This window comes from Streptomyces sp. NBC_00341, from assembly GCF_041435055.1.
In the GTDB taxonomy this organism is placed as follows: domain Bacteria; phylum Actinomycetota; class Actinomycetes; order Streptomycetales; family Streptomycetaceae; genus Streptomyces.
Genome location: NZ_CP108002.1, coordinates 8,493,758 through 8,519,389 on the forward strand (window position 1 = coordinate 8,493,758; position 25,632 = coordinate 8,519,389).

A 25,632-nucleotide genomic window follows, 5' to 3' on the forward strand; every position below is an offset into this window, starting at 1 on the left:
ACCGCACCAGACAGCGAGGTGGACCGTGATGCGCACCGCCGGCCCCGGTGGGCGGTTCCGCCCGGGAAGACTCGGGGCGTCGTTGCTGCTCCTGATCCCCCTGCTCGCGGTGACAACGGCCGCCGGGGAGGGCAGCGCAGAGCCCAGGCCGCAGGCGGCCGAAGCCGCGGCCACCCGGATCGCCTACGCCGGTACCCGCCACCGCAGCCTCGGCCAGGTGAAGACCGACACCCACAGCGCACCGCTGTTCGGCGAGGGCCCGGCCCACTTCGACCTCCAGCCGTCCGCGCTCGGGGACCAGATGGTCTTCGCGAGCCGCCGCGACGAGAAGGCACCGCAGGTCTACCTGCGGACCGCCGACGGGTCGGTGCGCAAACTGACCAGCGGCCGGTACGCCGGGCACCCCCAGCTGACCCCGGACGGCAGCTCCGTCGTGTTCGACTCCGCGGAGCCAGGGGGCGCGGACGGCGGCAAGCAGCGCGACCTGTGGATGGTGCGCACCGACGGCACCGGCCTCACCCGGCTCACCGACACCCCCTGGGACGAGGAGTGCCCGACGGTCTCCCCGGACGGGCAGCGCCTGGCGTACTCCGGCGGCAACCAGCCTGCGGCCGGCATGCAGATCTACGTACGGCCCCTGGCGGGCGGCGACACCGCGGCTTCCCCGGGCGGCGACACCCTGCTCACAGACCCGGCCAACGGCGCGGCCACCGAGCCGGCCTGGAACCCGGTCGACGATCCCGCGCACCGCGACCAGATCGCGTACACCGCCGCAGGACCGCCGGGACCCCGGCTGCGGGTGACGGACGGGCGTACCGACGGGCCGCTGCTGGGGGGCGTACAGGCAGAGTGGCGTACCCACGGGGCAGCGTGGCTGCCCGACGGGGACGGCGTGCTGTTCCTGAGCCCGGACCGCACCTGCGACTGCGAGGGCGACTGGGACCACGTGTTCCGGGTGCCCGCGCACTCCGACGGCACACCGGACCTGGAGCTCAGCGAGGACCGGGAGGTCGAATCGCCCACCTGGACCGGCACGGTCCAGGACGGCGGTGTGGTGGTCGAGCGGATCTCCGCCGCCGGTCCGCACGAGGTGACGCTCCAGGACGCCCGGTCGGACGGTTCCGACCCCCGCGACCTGGGCCTGACGATCCTCAACGAGGACCCGGCCGCGGACACCGACACCGACCCCACGCACGACCCGCTCTTCCGGCCGGCCACGGGGGACCCGTGGACCGAGCGGCAGAACTACACGCCCGACGGCCGCAGGATCGTGGTGACCCGTTTCGAGGGCGAGGACGACAACCGCGTCGAGCGGATCTTGATGGTGGACGCCGACGGCTCCAACAAGGCGTACATGAAACTCGACGGACGCGGACCGAAGGACTGGGACACCGACCCGACGTTCTCCCCGGACGGCAAGTACCTCGCCTTCACCCGGACTTCGCCCGGAGGAGTCGGCGACGCGGCGGGCCCCAGCAGCATCCTGATCGCGGACGTCGCGACCGGCGAGATCCGCGACCGGATCACCGCGCCGGCCGGGCAGCCCCAGGGCGGCGACGCCCAGCCCACCTGGTCTTCCGACGGCACCACCCTGGCCTTCACCCGCAACCAGGTGATCGACGGGGGCGGCGGCAACAAGCACATCTGGACCGTGCCGGTGAACAATCTGGCCGCGCAGCGCGACCTGAGCGCCACGGCCTGCCCGGGGAGCTGCGAAGTCATCGACGACAGCCCGGCGTTCTCCCCGGACGGGCTCAGCATCGCCTTCAACCGGAAGAACGGCGGCGGCCTGACCGACCAGCGCAACGGCATCCTGCTGACCTCGCTGGCCGACGGCGGCTGCCAGGTACTGCTGCCCGAGGCCGCCCACAACCTCCCCGACGGCTGCCGCCAGGAGCTGCCGGACACCTCGCTCACCGGCCCCTTCCAGCCGCGCGACGCCGCCTGGACGGCCGACGGCACGGGCCTGGTCATCAGCTCCCGCGAGGCGCTCCCGGCCAACAGCCCGGAGAAGCTCTACCACCTGGACATCGCGACCTGCGCCCTCAGCCCGCTCACCACAGGTCTCCCCGGACGCCAGAAGGAACCCAGCGTCCAGCAGTCCGTGGACCTCGCGGTGCACGCGCCCGGCAACGTCCCGGCGGTGGCCGTCGGCCGCTCCACGACGATCCCCGTCGATGTGGTGAACAACGGCCCCGCCGCCTCCCCTGGCACCCGGCTGACCATCGCCCCGCCGCCCGGTGCCCGGGTCACCGGACTGACCTGGCCCGGCGGCACCTGCGACGCGGCCTCCCTCCAGTGCGACGTCGGAGTGGTGCGGCCCGGCACCACGGTCCCGGTGAGCGTCACCCTCGTCGGGGTCACCCCCGGCGACGCGCCGTTCGACTGGTCGGTCACCGGCGCCGTACAGGACCCACTGCCCAGCGACAACGCCGTCCGGACCGTGGTGCCGGTGCGCGAGGACACCCCGCCCCCGACGACGACACCGCAACCCCCGACACCCACCCGCGCGCCTCCCACCACCGAGCCGCCCCCCGCCACCACACCGCCCACCGTGCCCCCGGCGCCGCCCGAGCCCGCCGCAGGACCCGCGGTGCGCGTCACGGCGCAGCCCAACCCCGGCTATGTCGGCGGACGCGTCGTCGTGACGTACACCGTGCGCAACGGCCGTGAGGCGCTGGCGACCGGGCTGCGGCTGAAGGTCGGCCTGCCCCGGGGCCTCCCGAACAGCGGACCGCCGGCGGGCTGCGACCGCTCGTGGGTGTGCGCGCTGCCGGACCTGACCCCCGGCGCCAGCACCGTCGTCCGCGTCGTCCTCAGCCCGGACAAGGCCCTGACCAGCAGCGTCACCGGCCTGCTCACCACCACCGGCACCGACGCCGACAAGAGCGACAACACCGCCAGGCAGCCACTTCGCATCCTCCAGCCCCGCATCGTCGCGGTCCCGCCGATCGGCAAGCCCGGCTTCGTCACCTCGGTGCGCGGCAAGGACTTCCCGCCGGGAGCACCGGTGCGGTTCACCTGGAAGCCGGGGATCACCGCGGCGGCGGCGCCGACCGTCCCGCAGCCCGACGGCACGTTCATCGGCCAGCTGCTCATCCTCGCCAAGGACGAGACCGGACCACGCGTCATCACGGCCAGGGGCCCCGGGTTCTCGGCGGTGAAGACCGACTTCCTGGTCGTCATCGGCAACTGGCAGCCGCCCGGCGAGATGACCCGCCGGTGATCCACGAGGTCGACGAGGCGATGCGCCGCCTGCTCGGTGAGTCCGGACTGGAGGCATCGGGCGTCGAAGTGGCCTTCGACGCCCCCACCAAGGACTGGGCGGCACGCCGCAACGCCCCCACGGTCTGCGTCTTCCTGTACGACATCCGGGAGGACGCCACCCGGCGCGGCAGCGGCGCCGGGGAGGTGTACGACGCGGACGGGCACCTGGTCGCGCGCCGCACCCCGCCGCGCTGGTTCGAGCTGACCTACCTGGTCACCGCGTGGGCGAGCCGCCCGCAGGACGAGCACCGGCTGCTCTCGCAGGTGCTCGCCTGCCTGGTGGCCACCGACACGCTGCCCGCCCGGCTGCTCACCGGCACACTCGCCGAACTCGGCCTGACCGTCAGCCTGGACACCGCCGGGGGCAGGCTCGACGCACCGGCCGCGTCGGACGTGTGGTCGGCGCTCGGCGGCGAGCTGAAGGCATCGCTTGGGGTACTGGTGCGGGCGCCGCTCGCCGGAGTGAGCACGGTCGTCGCGCCGCCGGTCACCGAAGGGCTCGTCGTGCGCTCCGCCACCCGGAGCGAGGACGGCGACGCGGTGCCGGGTCGGCGGCTGCGCTATACGGGGACGAGCGAGGCCGGGCCGGACGGCTTCGCCGGACCGCGCGAGCGGCGGCCCGCCCCCGCACGCCGCCGCCGGGGGGACCGCCAGCCGTGACACACACCGCCGAACCCGCTGTCCTCACCGAGCCCGAGCCCGAGCCCGGTTCCGAGCCCGCGAACCGGCACGACGCCCGGCCGGATGTCCGGCGCGAGCGCCGCCCCGCCGCCCCGCCGGATGCCGAGGAGCCCCAACTCTGGTCCCGGCTCCGCCTGGTCGAGGAGCGGGTGCGGCGCGCCGTGGAGGACCGTCGCGCCGCCGACCCCGATCCCGACGACCCGTACCGGGGCCAGTACTTCACCCCCGAGGCGATCACCCGCATCCTGGACGAGCCCGGCGGCCTCGGCGTACCCGCCCAGGAGGCATGGCAGCCGGCTCCCGGGTCGGTGCTCGAAGGCCTCGCCGTACGGTTCGGACTGTCCCCGCTGGACCTGGACCTGCTCCTGATCGCGGTGGCGCCGGACCTGGACGCCCGGTTCGAACGGTTCTACGGCTACCTCAACGACGACCTGACGCGCCGGCGACCCACGGTCGGGCTCGCCCTGGAGCTGTGCGGGCTGGCCGGCGCCGCGCCCGCCCGGTTCCGGCTCGCCCCCGGGGCACCGCTCGTCGAGGCCGGTCTGGTCCTGGTCACCGAGCCGGAACGGCCGCCGCTCTCCCGCGTCCTGGCCGTCCCCGACCGGGTCTCCGGGCACCTCCTGGGCAACGCCCACCCCGACGCCCGGCTGGCCGGGGTGCTCGGCGACACCGCTGAGGACCCGACCGCGGAGGCGGCGGAGATCCAGCGGGCCGCGGCCGCCGCCGGCAGCGGCACCGGCCTGGTCCACCTGCGCAGCCGGGGCGGCGACGCCGAGGGCCTGGCCACCGCCGCGCTGCGCGCGGCCGGGCTGCGCCCGCTCGTCCTGGACGCGGTGGCGCTCGCCCGGCGCTCCGGCGATGTTCCGGAACTCGCCAGGGTGACCGCCCGCGAAGCCCGGCTGACCGGCTCCGGGGTCGTCCTCGGCCCCGTGGAGGCGCTGCCCGCGGAACCCGTCGAACGGGCCCGGACACTGGCGGCGTTGTGCGCGGCGCTGCGGGGAATCCCGCTGTTCACGCACGGCACCACCGGCTGGGACCCGGCGTGGGCGGGCGACGCCCCCGTCGTCCTGACCGTGCCGGCGCCGTCTCCCGAGCGGCAGGCGGCGCGCTGGCGGCACGCCCTCGACCGGGCCGCCGGCGAAGGCTCCGTGACCGGCGACGCCGAGGCGCTCGCCAGGGCGGTCGCCGCGCACCGCCTGGACTCCGGGCAGTTGCGCCGCGCCGCGGACGCGGCGGTACGCACAGCCGCCCTGGCCGGCGGACCGGTCCGCCCCGAGGACCTGCAGAGCGCCGTACGCGCCCAGAACGGCGCGGGGCTCGACCGGCTCGCCCGTCGGGTGGAGCCGGGCGTCGGCTGGGACGACCTGGTCCTCCCGCCGCTCACCCACCGGCGGCTGCGCGAACTCGCGCTGCGCGCCCGCCACCGGGAGCAGGTGCTGGGGCAGTGGGGGATGCGGCCCGGCGGCGGCAGGGGGCGTGGCGTGATCGCGCTGTTCGCGGGGGAGTCGGGCACCGGCAAGACCATGTCCGCCGAGGTCGTCGCGGCCGACCTGGGGATGGACCTGTACGTGGTGGACCTGTCCACGGTCGTCGACAAGTACGTCGGGGAGACCGAGAAGAACCTGGAGCGGATCTTCACCGAGGCCTCCGCGGTCAACGCGGTCCTGCTCTTCGACGAGGCCGACGCCATCTTCGGCAAGCGCTCCGAGGTGAAGGACGCCCACGACCGGCACGCCAACATCGAGTCGGCGTACCTGCTCCAGCGCATGGAGTCGTTCGACGGGATCGCCGTGCTGACCACCAATCTGCGGGCCAACCTGGACGAGGCGTTCACCCGCCGCCTGGACGTGGTCGCGGACTTCCCGGTGCCCGACTCCGGCCAGCGCCTCGCCCTCTGGGACCGGTGCCTGGGCGACCGGCTGCCCCGGGCCGACGACCTGGACCTCGGCTTCTGCGCGGACCGCTTCGAACTGGCCGGAGGCTCGATCCGGGCCTGCGCGGTGACCGCGGCGTACCTGGCGGCGGAGTCCGGCAGCCCGCTCACCATGCGCCAGGTGGTGACCGCGGTCGTGCAGGAGTACCGCAAGCTCGGACGGCTGGTCCTGGAGGGCGAGTTCGGCCCGTACATGACCGAGGCCGCCGGCGCCTGAGGCGCGTACGGCCGTGAACCGGGCCGTCACCACCTGCCACCTGGCCCGGACGGTCAGCGCGGAGCGTCCCGGAAAGGCAGCGGCCTTGCCCCCGGCCAGGTCCGCGAGTCCCTGTCGCTGTGGCGGGCCGGCAGCGAAGACTCGGCCTGGACACAGGTGACCCGTAAGGACGCGAAGGAGCGAGTATGCCGACGTACCTCACCCCGGGTGTGTACGTGGAGGAGGTGCAGTCCGGTGCCCGACCGATCGAAGGGGTCGGCACCGCCGTCGCCGCGTTCGTGGGGTTTGCCCGCAACGGACCGTTCCACGCACCGACACTGGTGACCACCTGGGACCAGTACACCCAGCTGTTCGGCGGATTCGCCGAGGGCACCTACCTGCCCCACGCGGTCTACGGGTACTTCGCCAACGGCGGGGGCGCCGCGTACGTGGTCCGGATCGGCGGACCCGCCGAGGGCGCCTCCCCGGCCGACGGCGCCCATGGGTCGCAGCCCAGGGCGGCCGAGCCGGTCGAGCTCGGCGGCTTCCTGTTCGCGGCCAGGCCGGGTGTCTCCGGGGTGTCGGTGGAGATCGCCGACGCGGACGGCGACAACCCGCCGGAGGACCGCTTCAAGGTCCTGGTGCGCCAGGGCGACAAGGTCGTGGAGACGTACGAGGCCTCGACCCGCAAGAACGTCAAGGGGTACCTCGTCACCCAGACGCGTTCCTCCACCCTGATCGCGGTCACCGAGCAGCGCAACGCCGCGCAGAGCAGGCCCGCCGCGCAGACCCTGGCCGTACCCGACGCCCCGGCCCCGCCCGCCGCGTCCGGCTCCGGCGAGGTGGTGCGCCTCGACGCGTCCGAGTACGTCGGTGACGCCGCCGCCCGTACCGGCTTCGGCGGCCTGGAGGCCATCGACGAGATCACCATGGTCTCGGTGCCCGACCTGATGAGCGCCCACCAGCGCGGCGACATCGACGCGGAGGGCGTACGGACGGTGCAGCTCGCAGTGATCGCGCACTGCGAGCAGATGGGCGACCGGGTCGCCATCCTGGACACCCCGCCCGGGCTCTCCGCCCAGCAGGTGCGCACCTGGCGCAACGACGAGGCGGGCTACGACTCCCGCTACGCCACCCTCTACTACCCGTGGGTGCGGGTCTTCGACCCGGCCGCCGGACGCAACACCACCGTCCCGCCCAGCGGTCACATCGCCGGTGTGTGGGCGCGCAGCGACGCCGAGCGCGGCGTGCACAAGGCGCCCGCCAACGAGGTGATCCGCGGCGCCGTGGATCTGGAACTCCGGCTCAGCAAGGGCGAGCAGGACCTGCTGAACCCGATCGGCGTGAACTGCGTGCGCGCCTTCTCCGGCCGGGGCGTGAGGGTGTGGGGCGCCCGCACCCTCTCCTCCGACCCGGCATGGCGCTACCTGAACGTCCGCCGGCTGTTCAACTACCTGGAGGAATCAATCCTCCTGGGCACCCAGTGGGTGGTCTTCGAGCCGAACGACGACCGGCTGTGGTCGAGCATCCGGCGCAACGTCACCGCGTTCCTCACCGAGGAATGGCGCAGGGGCGCACTGTTCGGCCGCACCGCGGAAGAGGCGTTCTACGTACGGTGCGACCGCGACAACAACCCGCAGGAGTCCATCGACCAGGGCCGGGTCATCTGTGAGATCGGCGTCTCGCCGGTCAAGCCCGCGGAGTTCGTGGTGTTCCGGCTGGCTCAGTTCTCCGACACCACCAGCCTCATCGACGAGTGACCCGCGGGTCAGCAAAGAAAGGTGACAGACAGTCATGGCAGAGGGCGATGCTCTTTCCACCCACGTCTTCGGCGTGCAGCTCGGCGGCTACCTGGTCGAGTCGATTCAGGAGATCAGCGGGCTGACCGTCGAGGAGGAGGTCGTCGAGGTCCGTCAGGTCAGCGCGGAGGGCAAGCAGATCATCCGCAAGCAGCCCGGCGCCCGGCAGGCCGGCGAGGTCACGATCACCCGTGGACTCGACCAGAGCAGCGAGTTCACCTCGTGGATCAAGGAGACCCTGAACAAGGGTGCCGTGGACACCGCGCGGCAGAACCTCACCATCGAGATCAAGGACTCCGAGGGCAGCACGGTCCGGCGCATCCAGCTGATGCAGGGCTGGGCCTCGAAGTGGGAGGGCCCGTCGCTCAAGGCGGGCGAGTCCGCCGCGGCCACCGAGTCCGTCACGATCGTCTTCGAGGAGATCGTCGTCGAATGAGGCGTCGTACGGTGACCGCGGGCAACCTGGAGGAAATCCTCCAGGCGACGGAGCCCGCCCCGGTACCGGAGCAGGCGGCGGCCGCCCCCGCCCCCGCTCCGGCGCCCCGGGAGGACCACAGACTGCGCACCGAGTTCGAGTTCGAGCTCCCGCGCGGGTACGTGGACGAGGCTGGCACGGTGCACCGGCACGGCTCGATGCGCCTGGCGACCGCCCGTGACGAGCTGCGGCCCCAGATCGACCTGCGGGTCAAGGAGAACCCGGCGTACCTGAGCGTGGTGCTGCTCAGCCAGGTGATCACCCGGCTCGGCGCGATCACCGATGTGCACGCCGGGGTGGTGGAGCGGATGTACGCCACCGACGTGGCGTTCCTCCAGGACTTCTACCGCCGCGTCAACAGCGAGGGCCACACGCGGGCGGCGGTGACCTGCCCGCACTGCGAGGGCGGCTTCGAGGTCGACCTCTCGGGTGGGCGCCTGGGGGAATCGTGACGTACGCCCTTCCCCGGCTCCGGGAGGAGATCGCGTACATCGCCTACCACTTCCACTGGCAACGCGAGGAGATCCTCGACCTGACGCACGGCGAGCGCCAGGAGTGGGTATCCGAGATAGCCCGTATCAACACCCGTGTGAACGAAGGCGGTTGAGCGCATGGCATGGCGGGACAGGCTGCGCCGCCGGACTGCCGGACCCGACACCGCGGACCGCCCCCGGGCTTCGGAGCGCACCGGCCCGTCCGGCCCCTCCGGCGACGACCGGGACCGGGGCGCCTCCGGTGGTCCGGCTCCTTCCGGCGGTCCGGCTCCCTCCGTGCCCGGCGACTGGGACGGCGGCTGGCGCCGCACCCCGCCGCCGCAGCTGACCGTGGCCCGCGCTCCGCTCGGTGTCAGCGACGGCCTCGCCTTCCGCGACGGCCTCGCGGCCTGGCAGAACCCGTCGTTCGACGCCGGGCTCGGCCACGCCCTGCTGCCCACCGCCCCGACCGGCCTGGTGCGCGGCGTCACGCCACCCGCAGCCCCGCAGCCGACCCGTACCGGCCGGGGGCCGCTGCTGCTGCGAGCCCTGCGCACGCAGGAGCCGAACAGCGCGGAGAGCGCCACGCCCCAGGCCGTCGCATCGAACCCGGGGAGCGCGGACGGCGGTACGCGGACGCCGACCGCCCGGACCCCACAGATCTCGCGCCGGACGCGTCCGGGCGCGGCATCGAGCACCGGAACCGGAACGGCGGGTACGGGCTCCGGCCCGGCGCCTGCTGCGGCCCGTCCGGGCGGCGACAGTGCGGCGAGGGGGCGTCGTCCGGGCGGGACGCCCCGCGCCGGCCGTGGCATCACGTCTGCGGATTCCCCCGCCACGCTCCTTCCGCCGGACCCGCCTGTCCAGCGGGCAGCGGACCCGGCGACCGGCCCGGTCGTGACCCCCACAGACACCGGCACCGGCCGGGTGGCGTCCGCTTCGCACATCCCGCTGGTACGACGCGTGTCCGTGGTCCCGGGCACAGCCGCCGCCCCGGCCCGGCCCGCTACCGGTGGACACGCCTCGCGGACGCCGGGCGGCGCGTCCGAGCCGCACCAGGTGCGCGGGTCCCGCCCGACCGCCGGTTCCGCCGGCCGTACGTCGTCCGGCCCGGCCGTCCAGCGCTCCACGACCGGGACGCCGGGGTCCCGGCCCGAGCGGGAAGGCGGCGCGTCGACGGCATCCCGCGCCCCGGAGGCGTCCCGCGCCCCGAGGGTCGAGGGGGTCGCGGGGTTCCGCGAGGCCGTCCGTGTCCGCGCCGTCGGGCCGGTGCCGACCGTCGCCCGGCGTCCGGCCGGACCCGTGCGCCGGCTTCCGGCCCTGCGCCCCGCCACCGTTCGGGCAGCCGACGGCCGGGCCGCCCCGGACGCACCCGGACCCGACTCCGCGGCGCCCGCGCAGGCAGGGGCGGGGATGCGCTCGGCGCCGCTGGTACAGCGATCCGCCGACCGCGCGCCGCTCGGCGCACCGATGAGTGAACTGCCGTCCACGGCAACGCCGTTGGCGGCAGATGCCAAGGCTGTTCCGCCGGCCGCACGTACCGCGTCCGCGCCCGGTCCGGCGCTGCCCGTGGTCCAGCACCACTCGGAGCCCACGGCCGGTGCCCCGGCCCCCGGCACTCCGAGCGCCCCCACGAAGCGGGCGCAGGCCCCGGACCGGGCCCCGGAGCGGACGACTTCGGACCGGAGGACTTCGGGCCGGACGACTTCGGGCGGGACGACTCCGGACCGTACGGCTTCGGACCGTCGCACCGGGGCCCGTGCGCGCGGCGGCCTGGGCGCGCCGTTGTCCGAGCTGCCGCCCACCGCAGGCCTGCCGGGCGCAACCGGGTCCGGTGCCCGTCCTCCCCGTACAGCTCCCGGGCCCGACATCCAGCGTGCTCCGGCCGGCCAGGACCGTAGGTCCGGCGCAACTCCGGCGCATCCCACGGCGGACGGGAACCGGGGACGCGCGAAGGACGCGCCGCTGCTCGGTGCCTCCGCCGGGGACACGGGACGCCCTGATACGCCCTCGGGCGGTTCCGGGCCCGGCACTTCGGGTTCCGGCAGCCTCGGCTCCGGCCGGCAGCGGCCCGGGGACAGCAGCCCCGCCGCTCCGGCCCCGGTCGTCGTCGCCCGTGCCCCCGCGCCAGGCAACGCGAGCATCGCAGGCACCACAACTGCCGCAGGCGGCGCGAGTACTACAAGCAGCGCAAGCACGTCAGGTACTACAAGCACGTCAGGTACCGCGAGCACCACAGGAACCCCGAGAACCACGAGCACCCCGACCATGGGCGCCGTCGGCCCGCACCCCATCACGGTGGCCCGCGCCGGAGCGCACGCCGCCTCTGCGCCGCCGCGCACCCTCTCGCTGCTCGCCGCGCGCCCGCTCGGCCTGAGCACCCATGCCCCGGAAGGCGTGGCGGCCCCCGTGGCCGCCCGCCCCGGAGGCCGTCCTGTGGTGGCGGCGCGCTGGCCCGGCGCACCGGCCCCCCAACGGAGTGGCTCCGCGCCGCCGTCGCAGGGTCCGTCCGCGACGGCCCCTGGCACGCCGCAGGTCCAGCGCGCTGCCACCGGACGCTCCTCCGGGGCCCGGACAGGGTCGGCGGGGCGCGGCGCACGGAGCAACGGTGCTCCGGAGTCCGTCCAGCGCGTCCCGGTCGTCCGGCCCGCGCCACTCACCCGGGGAGCGACCGGGGAAGCGGCACCGGCAGGCCCGGTACCGGCAAGGACGGTACAGACAAGCGCCGCACAGGCAAGCGCCGCACCGGGAGGGCGGCCCGTACCCGTACGGCCCCTCCCGGTGACCGCCCCGCAGGCGCCGGCGCTCGCGGGCCGCCCCCCGGGCACACCGGCACCGGCACGGACGCCGGCAGGCACCGTCCCCGTGGTCCGGCCGAGGTCCACCCGGCCGACAGGCCCGGCGCCCCAGGTCCAGCGCGACGTGACCGGCGCGGGCGACGGCTCCGTACCCAACGGCTCCGTATCGAACAGCTCCGTATCGAACGGCTCCGCGTCCAAGGACCCCTTACCCGCCGCCGCACCGGCCAAGGCTCAGTCGCAGCGGTCGGGCACGACATCATCCGCCACCGGCAACGGCGCGGCCGGGCACGCCGGATCACCGCAGGCCTCCGGGGCCGACATGGACGAGCTGGCGCGCCGCCTGCTCGACCCCGTGGCCCGGCTGCTGCGCACCGAACTGCGGCGTGGCCGGGACCGCACGGGCCGTCCCTACGACGGACGCCGCTGAGAGCACGGAACGGATGACGGAGCAATGACAGACAGTATCTTCGCGACCAGCGTGTTCTTCCGGCTTGCGATCGCCGGGAACGACCTCGGGGCCTTCCACACCTGCTCCGGCATGGGTGCGGAGGTGGAGATGGAGACCTATGCCGAAGGCGGCAATAACGGCTTCACCTGGCAACTGCCCGGACGCGTGAGCTGGTCGAACATCACGCTCACCAGGCCGGTCACCACCGACACGGCGAAGATCGGCCGATGGCTCGACGAGACGCTGCGGCGGGTGGAGCCCAAGGACGGCGAGATCGTGGCGCTGAAACCGGACCTGACCAGGATCATCAGCTGGCAGGTCTTCGGGATCGTCCCGGTCCGCTGGCAGGGACCGTCCTTCGACCCCGCACGGTCGGAGGCAGCGGTGGAGACCCTGGAGATCGCCCACCAGGGGCTGCGCCCTTCCTGACCCCGACCGGCCTCCGGACTCAACCCCCGGACTCAACCCCCGGCCCCCGCCCCCGTATCCGCCCTCGTATCCGCACCGGAAAGGAACTCCAGGCATGTCGCCAGCGGTGCGCTCAAGCCGGGCCAGAGCCCAGCTGACCCTGAAGGAGCCCCCGGCCTCGGTCGGCGCGAAACCCGGTGGGACGGTCGCGCAGCTCGACCTCCAGTTCAACCCCTCCACCCTGGAGCTGCGCAAGACCACCGAGTGGCGGCGCTCCCCGTCCCGGATGGCAGGACAGTCGGCGCTGCCCGAGTTCGTCGGGAGCGGACCCCGCACGCTGAGCCTCGAAGTGTTCCTGGACGCCACCGCCACCCACGACAACTCCGTGGAGCAGGCGGTGGAGAAGCTGATGAAGGCGTGCGTGCCGACACCGGCGAGCCTGGGCCGCAAGAAACCGGCCAGCCCGTGGGTCCGGTTCGAATGGGGCACCGCGCGGACGACCGCGTTCGACGGGGTGCTGTCCAGCCTGTCGGTGAGTTACACCCTGTTCGATGTGGACGGCAAGCCGCTGCGGGCCACCTGCGCGCTGTCCATCGAGGAGGCGAGCGTCGACACGGCGGGCCAGAACCCGACGTCCGGTGCGCGCACCGCCCGCAGTACGCACACGGTCGTGGCGGGGGACAGCCTCGCCATGCTGGCCTGGCGGGAGTACGGCGACCCGACGGCCTGGCGGGTCATCGCGGAGGCGAACGGAATAGACGACCCCATGGAGCTCCCGCCCGGCACCGAACTGGTGGTTCCGGCGCTGCTGGACACGGACAGTGAGGAGGACCGGTGAGCACGACCGAGGCACAGGGCAGCCGCTCGTTCGCGGCGGACCCCGTCGTGGAGACGCCCGCAGAGCTCCCCAAGGTCTGGGCCGCCCAGTTGGTGAGCTGCGTGGTGGACGAGAGTGTGGGCCTGCCCGACGCGGCGGTGCTCACCTTCCGGGACCCCGATCACGAGTTCCTCCAGGCGACCGGCATCACCATCGGCACCCCGCTGCGGGTCTCGGTGGTGACCGCCTCGGGGCAGGCGCGGGAGCGGCTGTTCAACGGTGAGGTGACGGCCCTGGAGCTGGACGCGGACCGTACGGGCTCGTTCACGGTGGTGCGCGGGTACTCCAAGGCTCACCGGCTGCAGCGGGGCCGCAAGGTGGTGGCGTACCGGAACATGACGGCGGCCGCGATCGTCCGCAAGGTGGCCGCCGGGGCCGGGTTGGCCTGCGGAACCGTGCAGGCCGCACCGGTCACGTACCAGCAGCTCTCGCAGGCGAACGTGTCCGACTGGGACTTCCTGCAGTACCTGGCGGGTGAGAGCGGTGCGCAGGTGCGCGTCGACGAAAAGGGCCTGCTCCAGTTCACCAGGCCGCAGAAGGCGTCCGGCGCGCCCGCGCCGTCGACCTCGGCGACCAAGAACCCGATGGTGCTCGAGTACGGCCGGAACCTCCTCGCGCTGCGGGCCTCGCTGTCGGCGGCGGACAGCGCGGCCTCGGTCGAGGTGCGCGGCTGGGACGTCAGGACGAAGCGGCCCCTGGTGGCGCGGAACCCGTCGGTGATCAGTGACACAGCGGTGCCGGGCCTGAGTCCGTCGGCGAGCGCCAGGTTCGGCAAGGCGAAGCTGACCGTCACGGACACCCCGTACCGCACCCAGGCGGAGACGACGGCGGTGGCGGATGCGACGGCCGCCCAGGTCAGCGCCGGATTCGGGGAGCTGGAGGCGGTGGCCGAGGGCAATCCCCGGCTGCGGGCCGGCAAGCCCGTGGCCCTCGGCAACGTCGGGCAGGCGTTCTCCGGCCGGTACACGGCGACGGCCGTACAGCACGTCCTGGAGCCGCACGAGGGCTACCGCACCACCGTCTGGGTCGGCGCGGGCCCGGACCGCTCCCTGACGGGCCTGGTGACCGGCGGGCCGGACCGTGGCCCCCGGATGCCGGGGCTGGCGATCGGCGTGGTGACGGACGTACGCGAGCCGGACGGTGCGGAGCGCGGCGCGGTCCGGCTGAAGTTCCCCTGGCTGGACGAGAGTTACGTTACCGACTGGGTGCGCACCGTGCAGTGGGGCGGCGTCGGCGGGGGAGGGGTGTTGAGCGCGGAGGTCAACGACGAGGTCCTGGTCGGGTTCGAACAGGGCCTGCTGGACAGCCCGTACGTCATCGGGGGGCTGTACAACGGCGTGGACCTGCCGTCGCCCCATGACGTCCCGCTGATCGACCGGACCAGTGGCAAGGTCAACCGCCGCTCGGTGGTGTCGCGTTCGGGACACCGGGTGGAACTGCTGGACGCGCGGGCACCCGGCCCGTCCGGGCTGCGGCTGATGACCGCCGACGAGCGCCTCGAAGTACGCCTCGACGACCGCCGGGACCGGATCGAGCTGACCGTCTACGCGGGGCGTGGCCGCCCCCTCGCCTCCGTGGTGCTCGACAAGGACGGCATCACACTGGACGCGAAGCTGGGCAAGGTGAACGTGCGAGGCAGACAGGTGGACATCGACGGCACCGACGGTGTGCGGATCGGGGGCCGTTCCGTGCAGGTCAACGGCACGACGGATGTCACGGTCGACGGCGGTCTGCTGGGCGTCCTCAAGGCCCGGCTCATCCGGATCAACTGAGAGCCCACCACATGTGGCGCCCCGCCGCAGCCCTCGCAGTTCCCCCCACACCCACCCGACCGAATCCGCGACCGGCCTCCGGGCCCAGGACCTTCCGCAAGGAGTGCCGTATGCCAGCCGCAGCCCGTACCGGCGACCCCACCAGCCACGGTGGTGTGATCGCCACTGCGCCGCCCGGCGCCGCCGCCGCGGTGATGCGGGTGCTGATCGGCGGCCGTCCCGCCGCCGTCGTCGGCAGCCTCCACACCTGCCCGATCCCCCCGCACGCCCTGCTGGGGCCGGCCAACGTGATACTGCCCGACCCGGCCGCGCTCGCCTCGGGCACGGTACTGATCGGCGGGCTGCCGGCCGCGCGGGCGGGCGACCGCACGGCGTGCTCCGGGAACATCCTGACCGGCGCCCAGAACGTCCGCATCGGGGGCATGTGATGAGCGAGCGGTTCATCGGGCGCGGCTGGGCGTTCCCGCTGCGCGTCGGGCCGACCGGCGGGATCGCCATGGTCGAACGCGACCGGGAGATCGAGGAGGCGATCCGGCTCGTGCTCGGGACCGCGCCCGGCGAGCGCCCCATGCGTCCCGAGTTCGGCTGTGGCATCCACGACTACGTCTTCGCCCCGGGCAACGGCGCCACCGCCGGCCGCATCGCGCAGCAGACCCGCGAGGCGCTCGAACGATGGGAGCCGCGCATCGCGGTGGACGACGTGGTGGTCGCCTTCGACGCGGTCGAGGACGGCACCCTCTACATCGACGTGCGCTACACCGTGCGTTCCACCAACGACCGGCGCAACCTGGTCTTTCCCTTCTACACGATCCCCTCCGAGGAGGAGACCGAGGATTCGGTCGCGGACTGATGGCTCTGGACTTCCCCAACCTGGACGACCGGCGGTTCCAGCAACTCGTCGACGAGGCGAAGCGGTACGTGCAGCAGCGCGCCCCGGAGTGGACCGACCACAACGTCTCCGACCCGGGCGTCACCCTGATCGAGACGTTCGCCTATCTCGTGGACCAGCTGCTGTACCGGCTGAACCGTGTCCCGGACAAGAACTACACCGCGTTCCTCGACCTGTTGGGCATCTGCCTGTTCCCGCCGGCCGCCGCCGGAGCCGACGTCGACTTCTGGCTCTCGGCGCCGCAGCCGGAGACGGTGACGCTGCCCGCCGGCACCGAGGTGACCACCGTGCGCGGCGAGACCGAGGAAGCCGTGGTGTTCACCACCGCGGACGAACTCCACATCGTCCCGAGCGAGTTGATGAAGCTCGTCACCTCGCCCCGGACCGGTGAGCAGAGCGATAGGACCAGGACGCTCGCCGAAGGGCTCGACGTGCCCTGCTTCCAGGCGACACCGGAGCCGGGCGACGCGCTGCTGTTCGGCCTGCCGGTGCCGGTCCCGCGCTGTGTGGTCGCGGTGCGCGTGGACAGCAGGGTGGAGGGCATCGGCGTGGACCCGCGCCAGCCCCCGCTGGTGTGGGAGGCGTGGGACGGCGGTGGCTGGCGCGCGTGCGAGACCGGCACGGACACCACCGGCGGACTGAACCGTCCCGGCGAGGTCATCGTCCACGTACCGGCCGGGCACACCGCGTCGGTGATCGGCGGGACCAGGGCCGGCTGGCTGCGCTGCCGCGTCACCGAGCCGGAACCGGGCCAGCCGTTCTACTCGGAGTCACCGACCGTGCGCGAGGCGGCGGTGTTCACCGTGGGCGGCACCATGTACGCCGAGCACGCGGAGACGGTGACCGACGTACCGCTCGGCACCTCGGAGGGGGTGGCGGGGCAGACGTTCCGGCTCGGCCGCCCGCCGGTCCTCCTCGACGGCGACCCCCCGGTGGTGGAGGTGTCCTCCGCCGAGGGGTGGCGCCGCTGGGAGGTGGTCGAGCACTTCGGCCGCTCCGGCCCCGCCGACCAGCACGTCCGGGTGGACGCCACCACCGGCGAGTTCACCTTCCCCCCGGTGCTGCGCGAGCCGGACGGCACGCTGCGCCACTGCGGCGCCGTACCGCCCAAGGGCGCCCAGCTGCGGGTGGCCCGCTACCGCACCGGGGGCGGCCCGGCGGGCAACGTCGCACGCGGCGTGATCTCGGTGCTGCGCAGTTCCGTGCCGTACGTGGCGCGGGTCACCAACCGGGAGGCGGCGCGCGGCGGGGTCGCCGGTGAGACCGTCGCCAACGCGAAGCTCCGGGCACCGGACGCGCTGCGGATGCAGGAACGCGCGGTGACCGCGCAGGACTACGAGATCATCAGCCGCCGGGCGGCGCCGTCGGTACGCCGGGTGCGCTGCATGCCCGCCGGGGACGGTGCGGGCGCGGTCAAGGTCCTGGTCGTACCGGACGCGGTGGCCGACGAGGGCGACCGGCTCAGGTTCGAGCAGCTGATCCCGTCGGACCAGGTGCTCCGGGCGATCACCGCGAGTCTCGACGAGCGACGGCTGATCGGCACCCGCCTCGTGGTGGAGCCGCCGGTCTACCAGGGCGTCACCGTCGTGGCCAGGCTCGCGGCGGCGCCGGGCGACACCGACCGGGTGCGCGAAGCGGCGCTCGACGCGCTGTTCCGGCTCCTCAACCCGCTGCACGGCGGCCCGGACGGCACGGGGTGGCCGTTCGGCCGTCCGGTGCAGTACGGCGAGGTGTTCGGCGTGCTGCAACGCGCCACCGGCAACGCGCTGGTGGAGGAGATCCGGCTGTTCGCCGCCGACCCGACGACGGGACGCCGGGGCGCGCCCGCAGACCGCATCGACGTGGCGGCCGGCGCACTGGTCTTCTCGTACCAGCACCAGGTGGTCGTCACCGCCATCGAACCGGAGGTACGGGGATGAGCCGCGCGGCCGTACCCGGTCTGCCCAGCAGGCATCCGATCGGCGGACAACTCCCCGCGCTGTACGCCGACGACGACTTCGCGCAGCGCTTCACCGAGGGGCTCGACACCGTGCTCGCCCCGGTGTTCGCGACCCTCGACAACCTGCCCTCCTACTTCGACCCCCGGGTGGCCCCGGCGGACTTCGTGGCCTGGCTGGCATCGTGGGTGGGCGCGGTCGACGATCCGCGCTGGCCGGTGGAACTGCGCCGTGAGGCGGTGGTCCGGGCGGTGGAGCTGCACCGCTGGCGCGGTACCCGGCGCGGACTGGTGGAGGGGCTGCGGCTCGGGCTCGGCGTGGACGCCGCGATCACCGGGGACGGCGGTGCGGCGTGGTCGCGCACCGCCGGTGCCGAACTGCCGCCGGAGCCCTCCGCCGAGATCCTGGTCCGGGTGTGGCCGGGCCGCGATCCGGTGGTGGACGTGGGCCGGGTCAACGAGATCGTCCGGGCCATGTGCCCGGTGCACACCGTCTGCCGGGTGGAGGTCCTGCCCGGCCCGCCCGCCGATGAAGGAAGGTGACGCCATGCGCGCGTGTCCCACCTGCGGGGCGTCCAACGGTTCAGCGGACGCCTTCTGCGGCAACTGCGGCGCGTACCTGGGCTGGTCGGACACCGAACCGGCCCCGAGCACGCCGCCCGCGAACACCCAGGCTCCACCGGAGCGGCTGACGGCTCCGGCCCCGGCGGAACCCACCCCGGCGCAGGCCGCCGCCGCACCGGCCACCACCCCCTCGCCCCCGGCCCCCTCGCCCCCGACCCCGCCACCCGCCACACCACCCGCACCCGCGCCCGTGGCGAGTCCCGCCCCGGCCTCGCCCGCCCCCGAGGCGTCGGCGCAGGACCCCGTGCTGCCCGTACTCCCGGCGAAGCCGGTGGCCCCACGCCCCGTCGTACGGCCCGTGGCGGCGCCGGAAGAGGCGGCGGGGGCGCCCTGCCCGGCCTGCGGGACGCCCAACCTGCCGGGTCGCCGGTTCTGCCGACGCTGCGCCGCTCCGCTGCATCCCGAGGAGAAGCCCGCGCCGCTGCCGTGGTGGCGGACCGTGTGGCCGTTCCGCCGCCGGGCGCGGGCCAGTTCGGGGAAGGTGGTACGGGGACTGGTGATCCTGGCCGTGCTGCTGGCCCTGTGCGCGGGCGGCCTCCTGCTGTTGCCGGCCGGTCGCGCCCTGTTCGAGGACACCAAGGACAAGATGGGTAAGCCCAAGGCGGTGACCCCGGTCGGGATCGCGGCCAGTGCGGAGATCCCCCGGCACCCGGCGAAGAACACCACGGACGGGCTGAACAACCGCTACTGGGGCGCACCCGGGCCGGAGGCCTCGGTCACGTACACGTTCAGCAAGCCGTTCCGGCTGGTCGACCTGCTCATCACCAACGGGGCGTCCAAGTCTCCGGAGGAGTACGCCCGGCAGGGGCGCGCACTCCGGGTGGACCTGGAGGTGACGACGCAGGACGGCGACAAGCACACGAAGCAGGTCACCCTCAGCGACAAGGCGGGGTCCCAGACGGTGTCCACCGGGATCAGTGACGTGAAGACGGTGCGCCTGGTCCTCAGCTCGCCGGCCGGCCTGACCAAGGGCCGTCACCTGGCCCTGGCGGAGGTGGAGTTCTTCCAGCGGAGCTGAACCGGCGGCGGTTCAGCTCCGCCCCGTACGGACCGGCACCGGGTCAACGGCGCCCGGTCAGCCGACGCCGAGTTGTTCCGCGAGGTCCGCCAGGCCCTCGGCATACAGATCGAACCGGTCCGAGACCGCGGGCGGATCACCGACGGGACGGGCGACATAGGCGGTGCGCAGGCCCAGCGCCTGCGCACCGCGCAGGTCCCACGCGTGGGCGGCGACCATCAGCAGCCGCTCCGGCGCCCGTCCGGAGACGGTGACGGCCAGCCGGTAGACCTCGGGGTCCGGCTTGTAGGTACGGGCCTCCTCGGCGGACAGGGCCTGGTGCCAGCGCAGTCCCGCGTGGGCGTTGAGCCCGAGCAGGGCCGTCCGGCTCGCGTTGGAGAGCCCGATCAGCGGGTACCGCTGAGCGAGCCGGGCAAGGGCGGCCACGGAATCCGGCCAGGGCGACAGCCTGCTGCCCGACAGCGCCAGCGCCTCCACAGCGGCCGGATCCTCAGAACCGGCCGCGTCGGCGACGAGCCGGGCCGCCTCCAGGTCCAGGGCGTCACTGGGCAGATAGGGCCGGCTGCCGTCGAGGACGCGGCGCTGCTCGCGGTCGATGTGCCGCTGCCACAGCGACAGCAGGCGCTCGGTCCCGGCATCGTCCAGCGACGGGTCGAGCCGGCGAATTCCCGCGCGGATTCCGGCGGGTTCGTCGACGAGCGTGCCGAGCACGTCGAAGACGATGGCGTCGATCTCTGGCTCTGACATGAGGTGAGGTCTCCCGGACGAAGCAGGGCCGTGCGAACGGCTGTTGGACTCTTGGATTCCTGGACTGTCGGTCGAACACGGTGGGAAGGTGCCTGATTCCCGGCGGTCCCGGCGCGGTCCGGGTGTGCCGGGGCCGGACGCGGGTACCCGGGACGATGTCCGGACGCGAGTCCGCACACGTACGGATCCGGCGACCTGCCGGTCTGCCGAATTGTTAAGGAGACCTCATGTCCTCCTCGATCGTCGAGACCGTCGATATCAAGGCCTCGGTGGCCATCAGCTGGGCGCTGTGGCGCGATGTGGAGCGCTGGCCCAGGTTCCTCAGCCATGTCCAGCGCGTCGATCCGCTGGACGAGAGCCGCTTCGCCTGGCAGCTCGCACTGCCGGGGGCCGACAAGGTCTTCGTCGCCGAACTCACCGAAGTCGTCCCCGAGGACCGGATCGCCTGGAAGACGACGGAGGGCGTCCACCACGCCGGCGTCGTCACCTTCCACCGGCTGGACGACGCGTCGAGCCGGGTGACTCTGCAGATCGAATACGAGCCCCAGGGCTTCGTGGAGCACCTGGGAGCGTTCACCAACCTCGACTCGGTCCTGGCCAACTACGACCTGGGCGAGTTCCAGAAACTGGCCGAGCGGACCGCGGCGGGCGGCTTCTGAGTATTCGGGCCGGGCTCGCCGCACACGTCCGCGAGGCAGCGCGGACCGGCACTCCACCCGGCCGGGTCCAGGGGCGGGTACGGGCCGTGACCGGCCTGTACGCTGCCGACATGCAGCCGTCCGACGCCTCCTCCCCGTCCGGTTCCGAGCGGCCCGGCCCGGTCGCGGACCCCGCCAGGCGCGGACTCCTGACGGAGCGCATCGCCCGTCAGCTGGAACACGACATCAGGTCCGGAGAGATCGCCGTCGGGACGAAACTCCCCTCGGAGCGCGAGCTTGCCGCCCAGTTCGGCTCCAGCCGGAACGTGGTGCGCGAGGTGCTGCGGCGGCTGGAGGCCCAGCACCTGATCGAAGTGGCCCCGGGGCGGGGTTCCTTCGTCCGGGAGCAGTCCTCCGGGCAGGCCAGGGGGTACGACGCGCTGTACCGGGCGGGCCGCCCCACCGTCCGGCAGCTCATCGAGGCGCGGATCCCGCTGGAGGTGGAGATGGTCCGGCTGGCGGCCCGCCGGGCAACGGAAGAGGACCTCGCGGCCATGCGGTCCGCACGGGACGCCCTGGAAGCGGCGGCCGATGTCGTCGTCAAGGCCCAGGCAGACATGGACTTCCACGACGCCATCGCGGTGGCGAGCAAGAACCCGGTCCTGCGGATCATGCTGTCCTCGATCAGCGGGATGATGTTCGAGATGATGCTCCGCTCGAACTCCGACCCGTCGATCGGTGAACCCGGGGTGCCGCACCACCCGGAGATCCTCGAAGCGGTCGAGGCACGGGACGTGGACCTCGCCTGCGCACGGATGCGGGAGCACCTGCTGCTCGGGCTGCGCACCTACGGGGCGGACCTCGACCTTCGGGTCGACACCATGGCACGCAACCACATCGAGACGCTGCTGGGGCAGGCCGAAGGCCGCCGGGACGGCAGCAGAACCGGCACATAGCCTCCCTCGCGGGTTTTCCGCCAGGGGCTGGCCGATACACCCTTCCCGCTGTTACGGTCCCGTCTGAACCAACTGGTCCTACCAGTTGGACCACCAGGTCCGAGGCGGTGGACCCGGCATCCGGAAAGGGAACACACGCATGAAGATCGTCGACGCCAAGGTCGTCGTCACCAGCCCCGGCCGCAACTTCGTCACCCTGAAGCTGACGACCGACGAAGGACTCACCGGCCTCGGGGACGCCACCTTGAACGGCAGGGAACTCGCCGTCGTCAGCTACCTCACCGACCACGTCGCCCCGCTGCTCACCGGCCTCGACCCGCACCGGATCGAGGACACCTGGCAGTCGCTGTACCGGGGCGCCTACTGGCGTCGGGGACCGGTCACGATGGCCGCCATCGCCGCCGTCGACGTGGCGCTGTGGGACATCAAGGCCAAGGCCGCGGGACTCCCGCTCTACCAGCTGCTGGGCGGCGCGAGCCGCGAACGCGTCCGCACCTACGGCCACGCCAACGGCCGGGACATCCCCGAACTCCTCGACTCCGTACGGGCCAGGCTCGCCGAGGGCTACCCCGCCATCCGCATCCAGTCCGGCATCCCCGGCCTCAAGGCCGTCTACGGGGTGTCCGACACCGACGAGAAGGGTTCGCAGGTCCTCCACCAGCAGGCGCGCCCCCTGGTGGAGGACTGGGACACCGAGGCGTACCTGCGCCACATGCCCGCCGTCTTCGACGCGGTACGCGCCGAGTTCGGCCCCGGACTGCCGCTCCTGCACGACGCCCACCACCGACTCACCCCGATCCAGGCCGCCCGGCTCGGCAAGGACCTGGAGCCCTACCGGCCGTTCTGGCTGGAGGACTGCACACCGGCCGAGAACCAGGAGGCGCTGCGCCTGGTGCGCCGCAGCACCACCACGCCCCTGGCCATCGGTGAGGTCTTCAACACGGTGCACGACTACCAGGCGCTGATCACCGAGCAGCTGATCGACTACGTACGGTCCGCGGTCACCCACTTCGGCGGCGTCACACCGCTGCGCAAGCTCTTCGACTTCGCCGCCCAGTACCAGATCAAGAGCGCCGTGCACGGACCGGAGGACATCTCCCCGGTCGGCATGGCCGCCGCCGTCCACCTGGACCTGGCCGTCCACAACTTCGGCATCCAGGAGTACTCCGGCCACACCCCCCTCACCCACGAGGTGTTCCGCCACGCCTACACCTTCACGGACGGGTACCTGCACCCGGGCGAGACTCCCGGCATCGGGGTCGAGCTGGACGAGGAGCTGGCGGCCGCCCACCCGTACGCCCAGGCGTATCTGCCGGTCAACCGCCTCCACGACGGGACCGTCCACGACTGGTGATCCTCGTGGCATCGGGTGATGTGGTCCCGCCGCGCGTCCCGGACCTGCACAATTCGGGGTGTGATCGAAAAAGACCCGTACCTGTGGCTGGAAGACATCGAGAGTGGGGCCGCGCTCGCGTGGGTGGCCGAACGGAACGCCGAGACGGCGGCCGCACTGGCCACCGACGAGGGATTCACCACCCTGAAGGAGGGGCTGCGGGAGGTACTCGACGCCTCCGACCGCATCCCGTACACCGTCCGTCGCGGAGCGTTCCTCTACAACTTCTGGCGGGACGCCGCGCATCTGCGCGGACTGTGGCGGCGCACGACGCCGGAGCAGTACCGCAAGGACGCCCCCGAGTGGGAGGTCGTCCTCGACATCGACGCGCTCGCCGCGGCGGAGGACGAGAAGTGGGTGTGGGCCGGCGCACGGGTCCGGCATCCCGAGTACGACCGGGCCCTGGTGTGCCTGTCGCGCGACGGCGGTGACGCCGTCGTGGTCCGGGAGTTCGACCTCACCACCCGGACCTTCGTCGAGAACGGCTTCCAGGTGGCGGAGGCGAAGACGCGGATCGGGTGGATCGACGCCGACACCGTCTTCATCGGCACCGACTTCGGGCCGGGCTCCATGACCGACTCCGGCTATCCGCGGACGGTACGCAGATGGCGGCGCGGCACACCGGCCGAGGACGCCACCCCGGTGTTCGAGGGCCGGACGCAGGACGTGTCGGCCGGAGGCTGGCACGACAGCACCCCCGGCTTCGAACGGGACTTCGTCTTCCGGTCGCTGGACTTCCACCACAGCGAGACGCACCTCCTGACCGCCGACGGCTCACTCGTCAGGATCGAGGTGCCGGACGACGCCGACGCCTACGCCCATCGCGAGTATCTGGTCGTGAGCCTCAAATCCGCCTGGCTCGGACACCCGGCGGGGTCCCTGCTGGCATTCGGCTTCGACGCGTTCCTGGCGGGCGACCGGACCGCAGAGGTGCTGTTCACCCCGGACGAGCGGACGGCCCTGGCCGGGCACTCCTGGACCAGGCACCACCTGATCCTGGAGACGATGCGCGACGTCAGCACCCGCATCGAGGTGCTCACCCCGGCGCCCGGCGGCTGGGCCCGCAGCCCGCTCGCCGACGTTCCCCCGCTGTCCGCCGTCAGCGTCGTCGACACGGACCCGGACGTCTCCGACGAGTACTTCCTCGACGTGTCGGGATTCCTGCAGCCGTCCACCCTGTACTACGGAGAGATCGGCGCCGGTTCGCAGATCCTCAAGCAGGCCCCGGCCCGCTTCGGCACGGCGGGGCTGGCGGCGGAGCAGTACTTCGGGGTCTCCGAGGACGGCACGCGGGTGCCGTACTTCGTGATCGGCCCCGACCGCTCGGCCCCCGGCGCTGGCCCGGGGCCCGCCCTGCTCTACGGATACGGAGGCTTCGAGGTCTCCCTGACCCCGTTCTACGGCGCCACAACGGGCCGCGCGTGGCTGGAACGGGGCGGCACCTACGTGATCGCGAACATCCGGGGCGGCGGCGAGTACGGACCCGACTGGCACCGGGCCGCACTCGGCGCGAACCGTTCACGGGCCTTCGAGGACTTCGAGGCCGTCGCCGCGGACCTGGTGGCGCGGGGCATCACCACCCCGGCCATGCTGGGCGCGGCGGGGGGCAGCAACGGCGGACTGCTCATGGGCGCGATGCTCACCCGCTCCCCGCAGCTGTTCGGCGCGATCGTCGCCCAGGTACCGCTGCTGGACATGCTCCGCTTCCACGAGCTGCTCGCCGGCGCGTCATGGATCGCCGAGTACGGCGATCCGGACGACGAGGCCGACCGCCCCCACCTGCGCGCGCTCTCCCCGTACCACCGGCTGAGTGCGGACCGGGCCTACCCGCCGGTGCTCCTGACGACCTCGACCCGCGACGACCGCGTCCACCCCGGCCACGCCCGCAAGGCGGCGGCACGGCTGCGCGAACTGGGCCACCACGTACTGCTCCACGAGAACACCGGCGGCGGACACGCGGGCGCAGGCGACAACGAGCAGGCCGCCCACAACAGCGCCCTGATGCACACCTTCCTGTGGCAGCACCTCACTCCACAGGAGCGGCCGGCGGCCGGCTGACCGTACGGGCGTCGCTCAGTTCGGTGTCGGGACCTCGATGTCGTAGACGAGCGCATACGTGATGTCCCGGGCCCCGCGCAGGTCGTACCCGGTCGCATCCAGGATCACCTTGAGCGCCCGCATCCTGTCGCCACCCAGCATGAACATGCGCGCGTCCACCTGCGCCTGGGCCGGAACCGGCAGGGCGCGGGCTCGCCGTGGATCCACGCTCCGCGGGATCCTCGGCAGCCCGCCCTCTGTTGT

Annotated in this window: 22 protein-coding genes; 20 read left to right on the plus strand and 2 right to left on the minus strand. The window is 73.3% G+C overall.

All coding sequences use genetic code 11. The annotated features are described in order from the left end of the window. Positions 1–28: 28 nt before the first annotated feature. From OG892_RS37815 to OG892_RS37890, 16 genes are all read left to right on the plus strand, one after another. Positions 29–3,226: a hypothetical protein gene (locus OG892_RS37815; protein WP_328864288.1), complete on the plus strand. Its 3,198-nt coding sequence runs from the start codon at positions 29–31 to the stop codon at positions 3,224–3,226. Then, complete coding sequence (locus tag OG892_RS37820; RefSeq protein WP_371631436.1) at positions 3,223–3,927, plus strand: DUF4255 domain-containing protein; 705 nt, start codon at positions 3,223–3,225, stop codon at positions 3,925–3,927. Before OG892_RS37815 ends, OG892_RS37820 begins: the two co-directional genes overlap by 4 nt. Positions 3,928–4,082: 155 nt before the next feature. After that, positions 4,083–6,098, plus strand: coding sequence for an ATP-binding protein (locus OG892_RS37825; RefSeq protein ID WP_073734683.1), 2,016 nt, complete (start codon positions 4,083–4,085; stop codon positions 6,096–6,098). A 185-nt stretch (positions 6,099–6,283) separates the two neighbouring features. Beyond that, positions 6,284–7,837, plus strand: coding sequence for a phage tail sheath family protein (locus OG892_RS37830; protein ID WP_328864287.1), 1,554 nt, complete (start codon positions 6,284–6,286; stop codon positions 7,835–7,837). 34 nt (positions 7,838–7,871) lie between these two features. After that, complete coding sequence (locus tag OG892_RS37835; RefSeq protein ID WP_073733942.1) at positions 7,872–8,312, plus strand: phage tail protein; 441 nt, start codon at positions 7,872–7,874, stop codon at positions 8,310–8,312. Next, complete coding sequence (locus tag OG892_RS37840) at positions 8,309–8,803, plus strand: zinc-ribbon domain-containing protein (protein ID WP_073733941.1); 495 nt, start codon at positions 8,309–8,311, stop codon at positions 8,801–8,803. Before OG892_RS37835 ends, OG892_RS37840 begins: the two co-directional genes overlap by 4 nt. Continuing rightward, positions 8,800–8,958 carry a DUF6760 family protein gene (locus OG892_RS37845; RefSeq protein ID WP_185092612.1) on the plus strand — a complete coding sequence of 53 codons (159 nt, stop codon included), beginning with the start codon at positions 8,800–8,802 and terminating at the stop codon, positions 8,956–8,958. Before OG892_RS37840 ends, OG892_RS37845 begins: the two co-directional genes overlap by 4 nt. A 4-nt stretch (positions 8,959–8,962) precedes the next feature. Beyond that, positions 8,963–12,052, plus strand: coding sequence for a hypothetical protein (locus OG892_RS37850; RefSeq protein ID WP_371631437.1), 3,090 nt, complete (start codon positions 8,963–8,965; stop codon positions 12,050–12,052). A gap of 24 nt (positions 12,053–12,076) precedes the next feature. Beyond that, positions 12,077–12,502 carry a phage tail protein gene (locus OG892_RS37855; RefSeq protein ID WP_073733939.1) on the plus strand — a complete coding sequence of 142 codons (426 nt, stop codon included), beginning with the start codon at positions 12,077–12,079 and terminating at the stop codon, positions 12,500–12,502. 94 nt (positions 12,503–12,596) lie between these two features. Then, a complete protein-coding gene (locus OG892_RS37860) occupies positions 12,597–13,319 on the plus strand; it encodes a LysM peptidoglycan-binding domain-containing protein (RefSeq protein WP_073733938.1) in 723 nt (240 codons plus the stop codon). After that, complete coding sequence (locus OG892_RS37865; protein WP_371631438.1) at positions 13,316–15,130, plus strand: VgrG-related protein; 1,815 nt, start codon at positions 13,316–13,318, stop codon at positions 15,128–15,130. The genes OG892_RS37860 and OG892_RS37865 overlap by 4 nt, the downstream gene beginning before the upstream one ends. 110 nt (positions 15,131–15,240) lie before the next feature. Further along, entirely contained in the window at positions 15,241–15,558 is a 318-nt protein-coding gene (locus OG892_RS37870; RefSeq protein WP_073733936.1) for a PAAR domain-containing protein, read from the plus strand. Then, on the plus strand, positions 15,558–15,980 hold the full coding sequence (locus tag OG892_RS37875; RefSeq protein ID WP_073733935.1) for a GPW/gp25 family protein: 423 nt from the start codon (positions 15,558–15,560) through the stop codon (positions 15,978–15,980). The genes OG892_RS37870 and OG892_RS37875 overlap by 1 nt, the downstream gene beginning before the upstream one ends. Continuing rightward, positions 15,980–17,938 carry a putative baseplate assembly protein gene (locus OG892_RS37880; RefSeq protein ID WP_371631439.1) on the plus strand — a complete coding sequence of 653 codons (1,959 nt, stop codon included), beginning with the start codon at positions 15,980–15,982 and terminating at the stop codon, positions 17,936–17,938. The genes OG892_RS37875 and OG892_RS37880 overlap by 1 nt, the downstream gene beginning before the upstream one ends. After that, positions 17,935–18,498, plus strand: coding sequence for a phage tail protein (locus OG892_RS37885; RefSeq protein ID WP_073733933.1), 564 nt, complete (start codon positions 17,935–17,937; stop codon positions 18,496–18,498). Before OG892_RS37880 ends, OG892_RS37885 begins: the two co-directional genes overlap by 4 nt. Before the next feature lie 4 nt (positions 18,499–18,502). Beyond that, positions 18,503–19,597, plus strand: a complete 1,095-nt coding sequence (locus OG892_RS37890; RefSeq protein ID WP_371631440.1) for a zinc ribbon domain-containing protein — start codon at positions 18,503–18,505, stop codon at positions 19,595–19,597. Between the two features lie 57 nt (positions 19,598–19,654). Here the strand turns inward: OG892_RS37890 and OG892_RS37895 are convergent, their stop codons facing one another. Beyond that, positions 19,655–20,344 carry a haloacid dehalogenase type II gene (locus OG892_RS37895; protein ID WP_371631441.1) on the minus strand — a complete coding sequence of 230 codons (690 nt, stop codon included), beginning with the start codon at positions 20,342–20,344 and terminating at the stop codon, positions 19,655–19,657. Between the two features lie 227 nt (positions 20,345–20,571). Between OG892_RS37895 and OG892_RS37900 the strand changes: the two genes are divergently transcribed. From OG892_RS37900 to OG892_RS37915, 4 genes are all read left to right on the plus strand, one after another. After that, entirely contained in the window at positions 20,572–21,003 is a 432-nt protein-coding gene (locus OG892_RS37900; protein ID WP_073733930.1) for an SRPBCC family protein, read from the plus strand. Positions 21,004–21,113: 110 nt separating this feature from the next. Beyond that, complete coding sequence (locus OG892_RS37905) at positions 21,114–21,938, plus strand: FadR/GntR family transcriptional regulator (RefSeq protein WP_371631442.1); 825 nt, start codon at positions 21,114–21,116, stop codon at positions 21,936–21,938. Positions 21,939–22,077: 139 nt separating this feature from the next. After that, positions 22,078–23,292, plus strand: a complete 1,215-nt coding sequence (gene manD / locus OG892_RS37910; RefSeq protein WP_371631443.1) for a D-mannonate dehydratase ManD — start codon at positions 22,078–22,080, stop codon at positions 23,290–23,292. 18 nt (positions 23,293–23,310) lie between these two features. Then, positions 23,311–25,389 (plus strand): prolyl oligopeptidase family protein, encoded by a 2,079-nt coding sequence (locus OG892_RS37915; RefSeq protein ID WP_371631444.1) that lies wholly within the window; start codon positions 23,311–23,313, stop codon positions 25,387–25,389. A gap of 15 nt (positions 25,390–25,404) precedes the next feature. Here OG892_RS37915 and OG892_RS37920 read toward each other — a convergent pair whose 3' ends face one another. Beyond that, complete coding sequence (locus OG892_RS37920; RefSeq protein WP_371631445.1) at positions 25,405–25,596, minus strand: hypothetical protein; 192 nt, start codon at positions 25,594–25,596, stop codon at positions 25,405–25,407. Positions 25,597–25,632: the final 36 nt, after the last annotated feature.

Excerpts from the sequence above, each read along its gene's own strand:
- OG892_RS37815 (WP_328864288.1), top strand. The coding sequence starts at position 29 with ATGCGCACCGCCGGCCCCGGTGGGCGGTTCCGCCCGGGAAGACTCGGG.
- OG892_RS37830 (WP_328864287.1), top strand. The coding sequence starts at position 6,284 with ATGCCGACGTACCTCACCCCGGGTGTGTACGTGGAGGAGGTGCAGTCC.
- OG892_RS37835 (WP_073733942.1), top strand. The coding sequence starts at position 7,872 with ATGGCAGAGGGCGATGCTCTTTCCACCCACGTCTTCGGCGTGCAGCTC.
- OG892_RS37840 (WP_073733941.1), top strand. The coding sequence starts at position 8,309 with ATGAGGCGTCGTACGGTGACCGCGGGCAACCTGGAGGAAATCCTCCAG.
- OG892_RS37850 (WP_371631437.1), top strand. The coding sequence starts at position 8,963 with ATGGCATGGCGGGACAGGCTGCGCCGCCGGACTGCCGGACCCGACACC.
- OG892_RS37855 (WP_073733939.1), top strand. The coding sequence starts at position 12,077 with ATGACAGACAGTATCTTCGCGACCAGCGTGTTCTTCCGGCTTGCGATC.
- OG892_RS37860 (WP_073733938.1), top strand. The coding sequence starts at position 12,597 with ATGTCGCCAGCGGTGCGCTCAAGCCGGGCCAGAGCCCAGCTGACCCTG.
- OG892_RS37870 (WP_073733936.1), top strand. The coding sequence starts at position 15,241 with ATGCCAGCCGCAGCCCGTACCGGCGACCCCACCAGCCACGGTGGTGTG.
- OG892_RS37875 (WP_073733935.1), top strand. The coding sequence starts at position 15,558 with ATGAGCGAGCGGTTCATCGGGCGCGGCTGGGCGTTCCCGCTGCGCGTC.
- OG892_RS37880 (WP_371631439.1), top strand. The coding sequence starts at position 15,980 with ATGGCTCTGGACTTCCCCAACCTGGACGACCGGCGGTTCCAGCAACTC.
- OG892_RS37885 (WP_073733933.1), top strand. The coding sequence starts at position 17,935 with ATGAGCCGCGCGGCCGTACCCGGTCTGCCCAGCAGGCATCCGATCGGC.
- OG892_RS37890 (WP_371631440.1), top strand. The coding sequence starts at position 18,503 with ATGCGCGCGTGTCCCACCTGCGGGGCGTCCAACGGTTCAGCGGACGCC.
- OG892_RS37895 (WP_371631441.1), bottom strand. The coding sequence starts at position 20,344 with ATGTCAGAGCCAGAGATCGACGCCATCGTCTTCGACGTGCTCGGCACG.
- OG892_RS37900 (WP_073733930.1), top strand. The coding sequence starts at position 20,572 with ATGTCCTCCTCGATCGTCGAGACCGTCGATATCAAGGCCTCGGTGGCC.
- OG892_RS37905 (WP_371631442.1), top strand. The coding sequence starts at position 21,114 with ATGCAGCCGTCCGACGCCTCCTCCCCGTCCGGTTCCGAGCGGCCCGGC.
- manD (WP_371631443.1), top strand. The coding sequence starts at position 22,078 with ATGAAGATCGTCGACGCCAAGGTCGTCGTCACCAGCCCCGGCCGCAAC.
- OG892_RS37915 (WP_371631444.1), top strand. The coding sequence starts at position 23,311 with ATGTGGTCCCGCCGCGCGTCCCGGACCTGCACAATTCGGGGTGTGATC.